The organism is Salipiger bermudensis HTCC2601 (assembly GCF_000153725.1).
Lineage (GTDB): Bacteria > Pseudomonadota > Alphaproteobacteria > Rhodobacterales > Rhodobacteraceae > Salipiger > Salipiger bermudensis.
This window is the reverse complement of the sequence record NZ_DS022277.1, coordinates 266,331-282,909: the sequence shown is the minus strand read 5'-3', so window position 1 is coordinate 282,909 and position 16,579 is coordinate 266,331. Positions and strand designations below refer to the sequence as shown.

General features: G+C 67.6%; 1 protein-coding gene (running past one end of the window). It reads right to left on the bottom strand.

The genetic code is table 11. The annotated features are described in order from the left end of the window. On the bottom strand, positions 1-16,579 hold the 5' portion of the coding sequence (locus R2601_RS20460) for a hypothetical protein (protein ID WP_144266937.1). It extends 13,544 nt beyond the left edge of the window; the window shows 16,579 of its 30,123 coding nt (coding positions 1-16,579); its start codon is at positions 16,577-16,579; the stop codon falls past the left edge of the window.

The following is a 16,579-nucleotide window of genomic DNA, read 5'->3' as shown; positions in this document are numbered from 1 at the left end:
TGTCCGACTCTTGCCCGTTGGTGGTGAGGTCGAAGCTGCCGGTGCTGTCGGGCCCGGTGATCGAGCCGGGATCGAAGGTCCAGGTTTGTACGCCGGCGCTGGTGGTGGAGGTGCCGATGAAGCTGTTGGTGTTGGCGTCGAAGGTGATCGTGAGATCCTTGTTGCGCTGTGCGCCGGTGCGGATCGTGCCGTCATTGACCACGCTGCCACGCGCCACAGCGGCGCCGAAGCCCGGCCCGAGATTGGCGTTGTTGCCGCCAAGCGCGGAATCGATGGCATCGCCCACCGCCGATGCCCAGTTCACACCCTTGGCCTTCACGTCGAGATTGGCGATGCCAAGCTCGTCGGAGAACAGGTTGATATTGGCATACCCCTCGAGCAGCGCGCCGCTTTCGACGGTGATGGTGTTGTCGGTGATGACCACCGCGCGGGTCTCGAGATCGTCGATCGGGATCAGCGAGCCGGCGAAATTGTCGACCCGAGCCTTGAGGCTGTGGTCATAGATCCGGCGGTCCATATCGGTGCCGGTGGTCAGGTATGCATCGCGCCCGGCGGTGACGGTGCCGCCGATGGTGATGAGGTTGTCGGGGGCGAGGTCGATCTTGGCATGACCCAGCGCCACGGTGCCGAGGCCATAGGTCTCGGACTTCGAATGCAGGTCGATGTCGTGAAGGCCGTTGGCCTCGAGGATCAACTGGCCCGCCGCGTCAATCACCGCGTCGTCGCCGACCACGATCTCGGCCAGCAGCGTGTCGGCATGCAGGTCGATATAGGCGCCTGCGCCCGAAAGCGCGCCGGCGGTGAACAGCGCCACGTCATCCTCGATGTCGAGCGCGTTGAAGGCCTTGGCGGTGAAGCTGCCGTATGCATCCGTGGTGGTGATCTGGCTGTGATCGTCGACGACGACCTGCGTGGTGAGGGCAATGTCGATCTGCGACGAGGACAGCGCGCCGCTGGCAAGACCGCCGGCATCGCCATCGAGATGGTTGCCGCTCACGCCGTCCTTGACGACGGTGTTGGTGGCGGCGGCGAAGATGCTTTCGGCGGTGACGTTGGCACCGGTGGAGTCGTCGTCGGCGGTGCCGAAACGGACCACCACGTCGGCGGTCACGTCGGTGTTGGCCTCGGCGCCGCTGCCGGCGATCAGGCCGTAGCTGTCGGTCTTGACCAGCGCGTTGGGGCGCGAGGTGAAGGCGGCGGTGACATTGAGCCCGCCGGGCACCTCGTCGATCTGGTCGGCGTAATAGGCGAGGATCGAGGCGTTGTTGGTCGCGACATCGATTTCTGCGCCGTCGTTAATCTGGGCAAGAACGTCCGCATCGATGGTGGCGGTGGGCGCCGCGCCAGCGCCGGCAACCGCGCCACCGGACCCCGCGCGGGTGTCGGCGGTGGCCTCGGCCTCGCCGTCGGCGCTGACGTTGACCAGCGCGGCGGAAATATCGGCATTGTTGCCGACCCGCGCGGTCGAGCTGACATCGGCGTCGGCATTGGCGATCGAGGCGCCGATCCCCACCAGGCCGAAGGCGGCGGAGTTGGCGTCGGCGTATTGCGAGCTGTCCGCGATGGCTGCCACGTCGACCACGATCAGCGCGGTGATATCGGCATTGGCACCGATCTGCGCGGTGACGTTGTCCTCGACCCGGGTTTCCGCCAGCGTGGAGGTTGCGCCGATGAGGCCGCCCGCGGCGGCATGCGCCTCGGCTATCGCATTGGTATTGTTGTTGAATTCGTCGGTGCGCGCTTCGACACTGAGAGTGTCCACCGTCATCGTGCCGCCGCCGGTGGCGGTGACGTCGCTGGCGACGAGGACATCGACGAAATTGGCCGATGCGGCAAAGCCCGAGGCCAGAGACACGCCCACGGCGAAGCCGTCGGCCATGGCGCGCGAGGTGGCGCCGATGGCGACGTCGGTGGCATCGACCTGCACGCCGGTGACGCTTGCGGTGACCTCCGGTGTCACGTCAAGATCGACAAAGCTGCCTGCCGCGCCGAAGGCGGCAAAGCCCAGAGACAGCGAGGCGGTGACGGTTTCGGCCTCGACCCGCGGACGGGCCTCGGCAGTGACGGACATGTCACCCGAGAGCGTGATGACGTCGTCGGTGCCGCTGCCCGAGACCAGCGCCTCGGTGGTCGAGCTGTTGCGCCCGCGCACCTCGGTGCCGGCGCCGGCAACGCTGAAGCCCAGCGAGATCGAGGCCGAGACGGCGGCGGCGGCCGCGGCGGCGTAGGTGTCGCTGTCATCCTCGGCATTGACCGCGAGATCGGCGGCGGTGACATCGGAATTGTCGACCTGCGCGCGGATCGTGTTGTCGACGCTGTTCTCCGACAGGCCCACGGCGATGGAGACCGAGCCTCCCACGAGACCGGCGGAACCCGCGACGCTGGCAGCGCCGACGAAGCTGTCGATGACCGAATTGTCCTGCGCATCGACGGTGACGGTGTTGCCCGAGGCGGTGACGCCGCTGTCGTCGATCTCGGCGATGACGGCGTAGTCGATCGCGTTCAGCGCGTCCGAGCCGCTGCCCGCGGCGGCGCCGGCCACGGCGCCGCCTGCAATGGCGACCGAAAGCGCCACAACGGTGGCATCGATGGTCGCGTCGTCCATCTTGGCCAGCACGTCGACATCGCCGCCGGCGGTGACCGTGCTGCCGTCGATGGCGGCGAACACGCCCGATCCGTCGCCGTTGCCGATGCGGTTCTCGGCGAGGCTGACGCCGATCGAGGCGCCGAAGCCCCCCGCGCCGACGCCGATGGCCGCGGCGGCGGACAGCACGATGGCGTCGATGGTGGCATCGCTCTCGGCGCTCACCAGCACGTCGGTCTGTGCATCCACGGTGGCATCCGTGATCCGCGCGGCGGTGGCGCCGGTAATCTCGTTCTCGGCGTAGGCGCCGGCGCCTGCGAAGCTCACCCCGACGAGCCCGCCCGACACCGCAAGGGCGGCGGCGGCGGTTCCGGCGGTGATCGCGGCGGTGTTCATCGCCTCGATGGTGACGGCGCCTGCGGTGCTCTCGACCCCGTCATCGGTGTTGCGGATCTCGGCCAGCACGTCGCTGCCGATGGCGTTGAAGCCGATGCCGATGCCGGCAGAGACCGCCACGCCCACCATGCCGAAGCCCGCTGCCACGGCCACCGAGCCGCCATAGGCGTCGATGGTCGAGGCATCCTCGGCCGAAACGCTGACCGCCGAGGCGCTGATGCCAGTGCCGTCGCCGTCGATATAGGCCTCGGTGGTGGCGTCGATGACGTTCTCGGCATAGGCGCCGGAACCTGCGACCCCGACGCCGACCTGACCGGCGGCGACCGCTGCGGCGCCGGCGAAGGTCAGAGCGCGGATAGACTGGGCGCTCTCAGCGTGGATCGTCAGATCGCCGCTCAGATCCATCGTCGTGTCCGAGGCAAAGGCCGAGACCGCGCCGGTATCGGCGACGGTGTTGCCGGTGAGGTCGCGACCGATGAAGTTGCGCGCCACCGAGACGCCGATGCCCACGCCGACGCCCACCTGGCCCGCGGCCACGGCGGCGGAGACCGCCAGCACGGCGGCGTTGATCTCGACATCCGAGCGCGCGTCGATCACCACGTCGCCGCTGCCGGTCGTGGTGAGATCGGCGCCCGAGGTGGAGGCCGCGACGTTGGTCTGGATGGCGTTGAGCGCCACCGCACCGGCCCCGGCGATGCCGACCCCGATCTGGCCTGCCGCGACCGAGAGCGCCGCCGCGCCGGAGACTGCGTTGATGCCGGCCTTGCTGGCGAGGATCTGTCCGTTCACGAGGCTGAGCGCGACCGATCTGCCTTCCTCGTCGATCGCGGTCCAGCGCTCGCCCTCTTCGAGGGCCGCGACCTTGACCGTGCCGACGATTTCGAAGCCCTGTCCGCGAAGCGCGTCGGCAATGTCCTCCGCGAGGATTGCGTCGGCGGCGAAATCGACTTCGTCGCGGGTCTCCTCGCCGTCCATTTCGGCCACCGCGAGGTCATCGAGATCGCTGACGCTCACCGGGATCACCACGTCGGCGACGGGCGCGTCGATCGGCAACTCGGGCGTCGAGGCACTGATGATGATGCCCTGCGCGCCGCTGGTGCTGACCGCACCATCGGCAATGGTGGCGGTGACATCGTTGGCGATGTTGTTGATCGCGACCGAGATCCCGATGGACACCGCAACGCCGGTCTGGCCGAAGGCCGCCGAGATCGCCATCGCCGCCGAGACCGCGTCGATGGAGGAGATGTCGTCGGCATTGACCACCACGTGGTCGGCCTGCATGTCGGTCGCGGCGCCCGCGATGCGGGCCGAGACGTCCGAGTTGATGCGGTTCTCGACCGCCGAGCCGCTGCCCGAGACCGCCACGCCGACCTGTCCGCCAGCCACGGCAACCGCGCCGGCGAGGCTCGCCGCCCTGATCGCCTGAGTGCTCAGCGCATCGACGGTGACCCCGCCATCCGCGGTCACGTCGCTGCTGACGATGGCGGCGTCGACGATGGCCGCGGCCTCGTCGAGATTCACCAGCTCCCACAGGTCGGTGTTGCCGTAATCCTGCGAATTCAGAGCGTAGGGCGCGGTATTGTCATCTTCGTCGATGACGTTGTCGGCCTCGGTCACCGTGTCGCCGATATAGCGGTAGACGTCGCCCTTGCGGGCGCCCTGCACGATCAGGACGGTGGTCGAATTCTGGGTCAGCTGGGTGACACTGTCGCCGGTGGTGTTGCCATAGGCCACGGTGCCCTGCTGGTAGCCGATCAGGTTGCGCGACACCGCGACGCCGATCGAAGCGCCGACTCCGGTCTGGCCCACCGCAACGGCGGCAGACGCGGCGATGACGATTGCGTCGATGTCGCCCGAAGCCTCGGAGGTCACCGAGACGCCGCCCAGCGTGGCGGTCACGTCACTGCCCGAGATCAGCGCGCGGGTCTCGCTGCCGATGCGGTTGGTGGCCTCGGCGCCGGCGCCCGAGACTGCGACGGCGGTCTGCCCGAAGCTTGCGGCGATGGAGGCGGCACCTGCGAAGGCCGAGATGTCGGCGGCATTGTCCGCCGCCACGGTCACGTCGCCGCTGCGCGCGGTCACGCCGTCATCGGCGTTCTGGATGCGAGCGATGACGGTGCCGCCGATGTCGTTCTGTCCGAGGCCGAGCCCGATGGAGACCCCGACGCCGGTGCTGCCCACCGCGACCGCGACCGAGGCCGCTCCCGCAAAGGCATTGATCTCGGAAGTGTTCGTGGCCGAGACGGTGATCGCGTCGCCTTGCGTATCATCCGCCAGAGCGCCCGCGTCGCCGTCGATGGCGGCGAGCACGTCGACATTGATGGCGTTCTCGTTCCACACGCCCGAACCCGAGACCGCAACACCGGTGGAGCCGACCGACACCGCGACCGAGCCCGCGAAGGTCAGCGCGTTGATGCTCTGCGCCGCGTCTGCGGTGAGGATGAGATCGCCGCCGGCGTTGACGCTGCTGTCGGAGAGATAGGCCTTCACCTCGAGCGCGTCCTCGTTGCCCAAGCGGTCCTGCCCGAGGAAGTTGCGCGCGATGGCGACGCCGATCGAGGCGCCGACACCGGTCGAACCCGAGACGGCCACGGCGGCGGATGCGGCGATCACCGTGGCATTGATGGTGCTGTCGCCCTGTGCGTCGACCACCACGTCGCCAGCGGTGCCGACCGTGGCATTGTCGATATGGGCCAGCGCGGCCGAGGTCACGACGTTCTCGGCATAGGCACCGGCGCCGCTGACGGAGATCGAGTTGGACGAGCTGACCGAAACCGAGACCGAGGCGGCCGCGGCGATGGCGTTGATGGTGGTGCGCTCGACCACCAGATCGCCGTTGTCGAAGCTCAGCACGAAGCTGCGGCCCGCGCCCTCGCCATCGCCGTTGCTGTCCTCGACCACGGCGAGCCACTTGCCGAAGCCGGCGCTCGAGACGCGCAGCGTGTCGGTGTCCGAGACCTGGTCCTGCGGTCCGAGCGCGCCGTTCAGCGCATCGCGCAGATCGTCGAGGATCGCGGTGTCGGCGGCGAGATCGGCGGCATCGCGCGAAACGGTGTCGTCTTCCTCGTCCTCGGGCGTGCCGTTGTCGTCGTTGACCATCGCCGCTTCGGCGGCGTTGTCGAGGTCGTCGCCATCGAAGCCGGGCGAGCCGACACTGAAGCTTTCGCCCGCCGAGGTTTCGGCCGAGACGATCAGCGAGGTGGTGTCGAGCGGCTCGACCGCGCCGGTGCCGCTGACCGCGACATCGGCGTCGGCGACATAGGCTTCTGCCTGGTTGGAGATCTCGTTCATCGAGATCGCCACACCGAAGGCCACCGAGACCGCGTTGGCCGAGGTGCCGACGCCCACGGCCACCGAGGCCGCACCGGTGATGCTGTCGATGGTCGAGCGGTCGAAGGCCTGCACCCTTCCGGTGGCGAGTTCCAGCGTGCTGCCGCCGTCGCCGCTGATATAGGCCGCGGCATCCGATGCGATGCGGTTGCGCGAGAAGCTGCCGCTGCCGCCCACGGCGGTGCCCGACTTGCCAACCGCCACCGCCACGGCGCCCGCCAGCACCAGCGAGCTGATGCTCTGCTGGGTCAGGGCTTCGATCTCGAGCGCCGCGTCGGCGCCGAGCCCGGTGGTGATGCTGCTGTCGTCGAGATGCGCCGAAGTCAGCGCGCCCTCGCGCGAGAGGCCGACCTGCTTCCACTTCTGGGTGTCGCCGTAATCCTCGACCGAGAGATCGACGGCGCTGGCCTGACCCGCGCCGATATATTCGTAGAAGCGCCCGCGATGCGCCCCTTCGGTGACCTCGACCACGTCGCCTTCGGCCAGCGCTGTGCTGTCGTCGCTCTGGTGGTCTGCGGCGACGGCAGTGTCCTGCCAGCCGATCATGTTGTCGGAGACCGAGGCGCCGATGGCCACCGCTGTGCTGTCGCCCGAGGCGGAGACCGAGACCGAAGCGGCGACGGCGACCACGGTGGCGTCGATGCGCGAGACGGATTCCGCCTGGATCGAAACGGAGTTCGCCACGAGATCGCTGTCCACGATGCTGGCCTCGGCGCCGCCGAACAGGCGGTTGACCGCGACCGCGCCGCCGACCGACACGCCAACCGCGTTGCCGTCCGCCGCGCCCGAGACGCTGGCCGCGACCGCGGCGGCGGTGGATTCGATCACCCCGTCGCGGCTGGCGATGAGGGCGATCTCGCCGGTTGTCGCCTCGACGCCGCTCGACGCGATGCCCGCGTCCACGGTGTTGCGCAGGGTGTTGCGGGCGATCGAGGTGGCCACGGCCACCGAGAGCGACTTGCCGGTGCCGACCGCGATGGAGGCGGAGGCTGCGATGTTCTCGGCGTGGATGAAGCTGGTGTCGATCGCCGAGACCGAGACGTTGCCGGTGGCGGTCTCGACCGTGGGCGCGTTGAGGATCTGCGCTTCGGCGGCCGAGCTGCCCCGGTTCAGCGCCACGATGGGCGCCACGGTGATCGAGGTGTTGTCCTCGAGCGCGATGGAGGTGGCGAGCGCCGCGTTCAGGATATCCGCGGTCAGGTCCATGTCGCTGGTGGCGTCGACCGAGACCCCGGTCTCGGCGGTGACCTCGCTGCGTTCGATGCTGGCCGAGGCCATCGCCGGGATCTCGTCGGCGGGCAGCAGGCCGAACAGGGCGTCAATGGTGTTGAACAGCAGGTTCTGGCTGTTCACCCCGACCGAGTTGAAGGCCAGTGTGACGCCGATGCCGTAGCTCTCGCCGCCGCCCTCGGCCACGGTGGTCATGTCGATGTCACTGTCGATGACGGCGGTGTTCGCCGCCTCGACCGTGACCGCTCCGAGCGCGCTGTCGACATCGCTGTCCTCGAGCGAAGCCTCGGCGGTCGAGAGCACCACGTTGGTGGCGATCAGCGCGTTGACCGCGAGCGTGGTGCCGCCCTCGCCGAAGGCGCTGCCGCCATCGGCGGAGACATCGCCGATATTGTGTGCCTCGATGCCGGCATTCTCGGTGGCGGTGATGGCGATGTCGCCGGTTGCTGTGTCGACAGTGGCCTCGTCGACGCGGGCAATGACGCCGCCGCGCACGTCATTCATGGCGGCCATGCCGCCACCTGCAGTAGCATCGGATTCCGAGAAGTTGAGGTTGATGCCAGGCGGCAGCAGGCTCTCGATATCGAGCGGGTCGATCTTCACCCAGTCGGCATCGGCATCGTAGTCGAGCGTGGAAAGATCCACGTCGGTGCCGGTCTGGTCGGCGCCGAAATAGATGTAGAGCGCCTCGGGCTCGGCTTTGTTGGCGTCGTAATCGTCGGCGATGTAGACCATGTCGCCGAAGGTCACGCCGCGCTGCACGCCCGAGCGGGTGGTGTACTGGTACTCGTTGACCACGTTCTCGAGCGACGTGAAGATGATGCCGAGACCCGCGTCGTTGGTGACCGTTGTGGTCACCTCGAGCGTGTTGGTGACGTCGATCAGGTTGTAGTCGGTGGCCTCGACCCGCACGCCGCTGCCGGCGTCGATGTCGTTGGCATAGCCCGTGTCGTCGCCGACATCGGTCCAGAGCGTGGCGCCGAAGCTCTCGGAGGCGAGGTCGATCACCGCCTCGGGGCCGCTGTATTCGTAGACCGTACCGTCGAGCGCGATCACACGGTCGCCGGTCTCGACCCTCTGGGCGCCGTCGGCGGCGCGCAGGTTGGCCACGTCGATATAGGCCTTGGCCGCGCCCGACACCTTGTTGGTCGCCACGATGGCGCCCACGGCGGTGCCGCTGGCGTTCTCCAGCGCCGCGGCGGCGGATGTGGCCTCGTTGCTGGTGGTGGCGATGATCTTGGCATCGTTGCTGCCCAGCACCTCGACTTTGCCCGCGGCACTGACCGAGGAGTTCAGGATGTAGGCCTCGGCATCGACCGGTGCCTCGCCGTTGAAGGCCGAGGAGATCAGCGGATCGCCGAGGATCCCGTCGAGCGTGTTGAACAGCACGTTCGACGGCTCCCAGCCGACCGAGTTGAAGGCCAGAAGCACACCGACGCCGGTGTCGCCGCTGCCGACCATGGCGAGGTTCTCGGCGGTCAGGTTGGCGGTGTTCATCGCCTCGACCCGCACGTTGCCAAGTCCGCTGCCGGTGTCGCCGGCGGTCAGCGCGCTGTCGAGCACCGCCGCGTCGGCGCCGCCCTGCAGGACGTTGGTGGCGATCACGCCGTTGAAGGCGATGGAGGTGCCCTCGCCGAGATTGCTGCCGCCAGAGGAGGATGTGGAGGCATCGACATTGGCCTCCATCGTGGCGTTCTCGATCGCCTCGACGACGATGTCGCCGTCATCAGAGCCGACCGTTGCGCCACGGATCACTGCCTCGACATCCGACCGCAGATCGTTGAGCACGACCAGTGTGCCGACGCCGACGGAGTCGCTCTCGGAGACATTGCCGAAGCTCGGGATGCCCTGCGTCGTCTGCGTGGGCTTCCAGAGGTTCTTGTCCTCGTAGTTGACGCTGTTGATATCAATGATGCTTTCGGTGCCGAGATACTCGTAGACACCGCCCGCGACGCCGCCGCCGCTATAGCCGTCGTCAAGGCGCACCATCTCGCCGAACTTGACCGTGACCTCCTGGAGGCCGGCACCGCTCAGCGCCAGCCAGTCGGCCTGTTGCAGATCGTTGAGGGTCTCGGCCGCGACCGCCTGTCCACCATCGTTGGTGGTGGTCGAGCTGCTCACCAGCTTCGAGTTCGACCACAGGCCGATATCGTCCTGAGCCCGCACGGTGACGGTGCCGCCCGCGCTGATCTCGGTCAGGGCGGGGGCATCTTCGTTGTCGATCGCCGCGTAGGCCCGGCCGCTCACCTTGTTCGAGGCCAGCACCACGCCGACGCTCTTGCCGCTGGCATCGGTCTGGGCCGAGGCCTCGGAGACGGTGGAGTTCGACACGGTGGCGTTGAGCTTCTCGGTCGAGAGCGCCTCGACGGTCAGGTCGGTGCCGGCGGTGAGGTCGCTGTCGATCACCAGCGCGCGGGCCATCGAGGGGTCTTCGCCGTCGAGCGCCTCGGAGATCAGCGGATCGCCGACCAGCGCGTCCACCGCGTTGAACAGAAGGTTCGACGCCTCCCAGCCCAGCGTGTTGAAAGCCAGCGTCACGCCGACGCCGGTGTCGCCGGTGTTGGTCTCGGTCTGGGTGGTGGCGTCGAGCACTGCGCGGTTGTCGGCGAGGATGTCGATGGCGCCGCCCGCGTCGAGCACGCTGTCGCGCACCAGTGTGGTGGCCGAGGCGCGCACCATGTTGGTGGCGATGGTGGCGTTGACCGCAAGCGACTCGCCGGTGCCCCAGGCGCTGCCGCCCGAGGACGTGACGTTGGAGGTCAGCCGCGCCAGCATGGTGGCGTCGGCCTCTGAGGAGACGGTGATGCCGCCGGAGGTGGCGGTCAGATCGATGCTGTCGACCATGGCGCGGGCCTCGGAGCGCACGTCGTTGGTGACCACGATGCCGCCCACCGCGCGCGAGTTGCTCTCGGCGAGGTTGCCGACATTGGGGAAGATGTCCTGCGGCTCGACATTGCCGTTGAGCACCGTCCAGTTGTCCTCGTTGCCGAGATCCAGCGCCGGGATGTCCGCAAGGTCATAGCTCTGGATCGGGCCGGAATACTGGTAGTACTTGCCCGCCTCGGCGCCGCCATTGGAGCCGATATAGATGACGTTGCCTTCGATCAGGGTCTGGGTGCCGGAGAACGAGGTATAGACGTACTCGTTCTGCAGCGCCTGATTGGCGAGCGCGGTGAAGGCGTCCATGTTGTTGGACACCACCGCCGAAACCTCGATGTTGCTGTCGGCGCGGATATGGGCATTGTCGGAGGCCGACACGGTGATCTCGCCTCCGGCGGCGACACTGCCTTCGGGCAGGGTGTCGTCCTTCTGCTGCCAGTCGGCATTGTTGGCGTAATCCTGCGCCAGATCGGTCAGGTCGATGCTGAGGGGCGCGTTGCCGAGGGTGAAATCGCCGGGCTGGCCGTCGATCACGTCAAAGAGCACGATGCGGTCGTAACCCGGCTCGCGCGGGTCGGTCTCGGTCGAGGCGAGGGTGGGGCCGGAATAGACCACGATATCGCCCTCGGACCACGCCCCGTGATCCTCGTGGATGCGGATGCGGTCGCCGGCCTCGAGCAGCTGCACGTCGCTGCGCGACGAATAGAGGAAGCTCTGGTCGGCGCTCTGAGTTTCGCCGACATATTCGTAGACCTCTGCGCCCACGCTGACGGTCTCGCCGGTGCTGAGGGTCTCGGGCGTGTCGGCATCGTCATGGCTGGTCGTCGTGCTGTTGCTGATCCACGCCGCGGTGTCCGAGGCGATGCGGTTGGTGGCCAGCAGACCGCCGCCGGCCGTGCCGTTGGCGCCGTACTTCAGATCCTTGATGCCCTTGCCCTTGTTGTCCTCCTTGGAGCCTTCGACATAGGCGTCGAACAGGGCGCGGTTGTTCTTGGCGATGGCCGAGGTCTCGTTGCCGACGCGGGCGTCGAGCAGGTTGGCCTCGAGCAGCACCAGCGTGCCTTCGCGGTTCTCGATGATCCAGGTGCGGCCGACGTCGTCCGAGACATACCAGCGGAACTGGGTCTCGACGGTCTCCACCGAGAGGCTGCCCTCGAAGGCGATGTCGGCGGCCTCGAACTCGGCCTGCAGGTTCTCGAGCGCGGCGGCATCGCCGGCTTCGTCCTCGTCGTCGAGCAGCTTTTCGTCGGCCATGTCGTCGAGCAGCTGTGCGGTGGTGTCGGTGAAGGCGATGTCGGTCAGCTCGGCGCTGGTTTCGGCCGTGACCGAGACGTCGCCCGTGGCCGAGACCACGGCATCCTCGATATAGGCCTGCGCGCCCACCGGCTCGGCCTCGATCAGGTAGTCCGAGCCGAGGATCGCGTCGATGGTCTGGAACAGCACGTTGCTGCCGTCGAAGCCCACGGAATTGAATGCCACGACCACGTTGATCGCGTCGCTGGCGCCGGTCATCGAGCTGAGCGTTGTGGCATCGAGCACCGCGAGGTTCAGCGCCTCGACGGAGACGTCGCCGGCGGTGGCGGTCACGTTGCTCTCGGTGATCCGCGCCGAGGCGCGGGAGTTCAGCTCGTTGGTGACCATCAGGCCGCCATAGGTCTCGGTGGCGTTGATGGTGGAGCCATCGACGGCCTTCATCGTGGCGCGCTCGCGGGCCTCGACCGAGACCGAGGCGCCGGTGACATCGTAATCGTCGATATAGGCGTTGGCGCCGCCCTCGGCCTCGTTGCGGCTGACCATGACGTAATAGGCCTTGGCCGAGCCGGTCTTGATGCCTGCGCCCTTCGCCGCCACGCCGATCAGGGCAGGGGGGATGACGTTGGTCTCGTCGAGCTCTTTCCACAGGTCGATATCGGTGTAATCGGCGGTGGCCAGCGGCACCGAAGCGCCGGAGCCCATGTACTGGAACCGCTTACCGTGCAGGTCGCTGTTCGCATGGTTGGTGCCGATGAAGACCCGGTCGCCGAAGACCAGCGCCGGAGAGCCGGACTCGGTGGTGTACTGGTAGGTGTCGAGCAGTTCCTGCGCGAGGTTGTTCAACAGCCCGAGACCGAGGTCATTGGTCCGCGAGGCCCCGGTGTCGATCAGAGTCTGGCTCTCGAGCACGACCTCGTCGCTGGCGGCGACGCGCACCATGCCGGCGGCGGAGGTGACGCTCTCGCCCGAGGGCGTGGCATCGGTGTCGTCGATGAAGGCGTTGGCCGCCCCGGCGAGCATGTTCGAGGCCAGCACGCCCTGTGCCGCCATCGCTTCGGCGCCCTGGAAGGCAGAGGGGTCCGAGCTGACATCGGTGCCGATGCGGGCGGTCAGTTCGGCCGAGTTGGTGGCGGTGACGGTGACGCCGGCCTGGCCGGCCACGTCGCTGTCGATGATCCACGCCTCGGCGTCCGAGAAGCTCTTGTCCCCGATATCGGTGCCGATCAGCGCATCGACGGTTTGGAACAGGATGTTCTCGGCCTCGTAGCCCAGCGTGTTGAAGGCGATGAGCACACCGACACTGTCACCGGCCGAGCTGATCGCCGCGTCCAGCTGTGCGTCCAGCGAGGCGATGTTGTCTGCCTGCACGGTGACGCGGCCTCCGGTGGCGGTCACGTCGGCGGATTGCTCGACGGTGGCCAGCGCACTGGCATTGGCGGTGTTGACCACGATCAGCGCGCCCACGGCGACGGAGTCGCCCTTGTCGCCCTGCACCGAACCGCCGCCCGAGCTCGACACGCCGACATCGCCGGTCGAGGTCAGGCTGGCCATCTCGACGGCCTTCACGGTCATGTCGCCGACGGATTCCACGTCGGCGTTCGAGATCCGGGCCACCGCCTGCGCATCGAAGGTGTTGCGCACCGCCATGCCGCCGACGCCGACGCTGTCGCTGTCCGACAGGTTGGTCCCGGTGGGGATCAGCTCGGTCTCGGGCACCCGCATCCAGAAATCGGTGTCCTCGAAATCGGTGTCCAGCAGATCGATCTGGTCGGTGCCGTCGCCCATGTATTCATAGACCGTGCCGGCCTGGCCGTTGGCGTCGTTGAAGGCGAGCCAGTCATAGTCTAGCCCGACGCGGTCGCCGAAGGAGACCGCCCATGTCGGGCCCGCCACCTGAGCGCCGGAGGAGTCCACCACTTCGGCGCCGTTGGTGCTGTAGGTCGCGGGCAGCAACGTGCCGAGCGCGGCGTCGACACCCGAAAGGCCGCCGTCATTGGTGGTGACCGACGAAGAGGTGACCTTGGCGTTCGAGGCGAGGGTGGTGGTGTCTTCGGCGGTAACGTCGAGCGCGCCGCCGGCGGTGATCGCGCCATCGGCCGGCGCATCGACGATCTCGGCCACCGCGTCGGAGGCAATCTTGTTGTTGGCGAGGATCAGGGCAAAACCCATGCCCTGCGCATCGTAGAGCGGGTTCGCGGTGGCGCTGTCCGAGGCCTGCGAGGTGGCCGAATTGGTCACCGTGGCGTCGATCAGGCTCTCGTTCCGGGCGCTGACGCTGAGCGCGCCCGCGGCGGCCACGTCGGAGGCCGAGACATAGGCATGCGCGTTCGACGGGTCCTCGTTGCCGAGATACTGGTTGATGCCGATCAATGTGTCGATGCCGAGCGCGAAGGCGTCGAGCACGTCGATGTCGAAGCCGATCAGGTTGAAAGAGATGCTGACCCCGACTGCCGAGTTGTTGCCGCTGGTGACCTTGGTCGAGGCCTCCGAGAAGGTGTCGAGGATGGCGGCGTTTGTGGCGCCCACGGCGATGGTGTCGCCGGACACGTCGGCCCCGTTGCGGATCGCCGCGATGGTCTCGCCGCGCATCTCGTTGAAGGCCAGCGTGCCGCCGAAGGCGACGGTCTTGCTGCTCGCCACGAGGCTGGCCTTGCTGGGCGTGTTGCGGGTGTCGCGCACGCTCAGCGCTTCGGCACGAGAGACCAGCGTCTGGGCGTTCTCGGCCTCGACGGTGACGTTGCCGGTGGCGCTGACCGAGGCGCCGTCGATGGCCGCCTCGACGGTCTTGTCCATCTCCGAGATCGCCGCGGCGACCTTGATGTCGGCGTTCGACTGTTCGCTGAGGTCGATGGCGGTCAGCTCGTCGAGATAGGCGTCGAAATCGTTCGACATGGAGGTGAGGCTGCTGGTGTCCAGCGCCGACACGTTCAGCGCGCCGGCCAGCGAGATCGTACCCCCCTCGACCAGCGCGCGGGTGCTGCCGCTGATCGTATTGACCGAGATCTTGGCGGTGACGTCATAGCTCGAGCTGTTGCCTGCGCTGACGGACAGACTCGTCCCGGTGAAGTCGCCGGTGAGCTGCGCCAGAACGGTATCCGAGGCATAGAGATAGGTGGCGCCGATCAGCGAGGCCTGCACCTTGTTCTCGAAGCTGCCGTCATTCATCGCCTCGATCGCGAAGGCGTTGCCCGAGGTGATGGTGCCGTCGACGATCGCCTGCGTGTCGCGGGTCACCGTCATGATGCCGATGGAGACCTCGAAATCGTCAAGCATGGAATTGATGATACCGGTGGCGTCGGCGCCTTCGGTGCCGTCCTCGTCCGGCGTCACGTCGAGGATCAGCGACGAGCTGTCGCTCGCCCGCACGAGACCCGAGACGGACTCCCCCTGCAGGGTCGTGCTGCCGACATTGATCTCGGCGCCCGACTGGATGGTGGCATGGGTGCTTACGTCGGCGATCACCGCGTTGGCGAAGGATCCGAGCACCGACTGGCTGCCGTCGATCTCGACATCGAGCAGGGTCGATGCTTCGAGGCGGAAGGCGTCTGCGGTGATCTCGGACGTGCCGGCCACGTTGGCTGTGGCGCTGACCGTGGGCATCTGCAGCGGGTTGCCCTCGCTGAAGTTGAAATCCGAGAAATCCCCGGTGGCGTCGAGCACGCGCTCGGCATGGGCCGAAAGCGCGACGGTGCCCGAGGAATGGATGTCGCCCTGCACGTCGAGCGAGGCCGAGACCGAGCCGATGCCGGTGAGTTGCAGCAGGGTCAGCCCGACCCCCGACGCGGCGTTCGACGCCTCCAGCGTCACGTCGCCCAGCGGATTCAGCGCGGTCCCGAGCGAAACGCCGCTGGCGAGGGTGATGGACTCAGTCTGGACGCTGAAGTTCATGCCCTCGGTCGCGGTGCTGTCCCAGCCGTCGATGCTGAGCGCGACGTCGGGGTTCAGCAGGCCGAACTCGCTCACGATGGAGAGGCTGTCGGTTGGTGCGTCGAAGGAGAGGCTTTCCAGCCCAGGCCCGTCGATGATGAAGTCGAACCCGCCCGGATCGAGATCGAGCGAGGCGCTCTGCGTGCCGGGCAGCAGCGTCTGCATGTCGATGGTGATCGTGCTCGCGGTGTTGGTCAGGTAGACCGGCTCGAGCCCGGAGAAGCGCAGTTCGGTGCCGTCGATCAGGAAGCTGCCGCTGTTGGGATCCTCGGGCAGGTAGGTGACGCTCTCGCGCTGGCCGTCGATCACCAGCGTGTCGAAGCCGCCGTCGCCGCCGTCGATCCCACCGGAGAGGGCGCCGCTCGCATCCAGAGTGAAGGTGTCGTTGTTGTTGGCGGCGCCGGTCAGGGTCTCGACATTGTCGAAGCTGAGGCTGACAAAGCCATCGGTGGCCACGCCCGCGTCGGGCGCGCCGATGGTCCACTCTACGTCATTCGCCGTCTCGAAGGCGAGGCCATCGAGCCCCTCGCCGCCGTCGAAGCTGAAGCTGAGCGGCGTCTGGTCGCCGAAGCTCAGGCCGTCCAGCGTGATCACGTCGCTGCCCGCGCCGCCGGTGATCGAGATGCCCGAGATCTCCGCGAGGTCGCCGAAACTCAGCACCGTGCCGCCGCTTCGGTCAATGATCTGGACCCGCTGCACCTCGGTGGCGGTTTCGCCCTCGCCTTCGATCTCTTCGTGCAGTTGCACCAGCAGGTCGGTGTCGCGATTGTCCTGATAATACGCGCTGAGATCGAGCGCCAGGACGTCGCCGTTCAGCAGCACGCGCTGCTCGAGCGGGTCGAGCATGAGCTGCCGCGCCGCCCGTTCGAGCGCTGCGAAGCGCCGTTTGTCTTTCCGTTTCAGTCGGCTCTTCACGCGACGGGTGAAGGGAATCCGCGGTAGCTGGCCGGGGCGTTGCTGGGCGAACGGAAATGACAT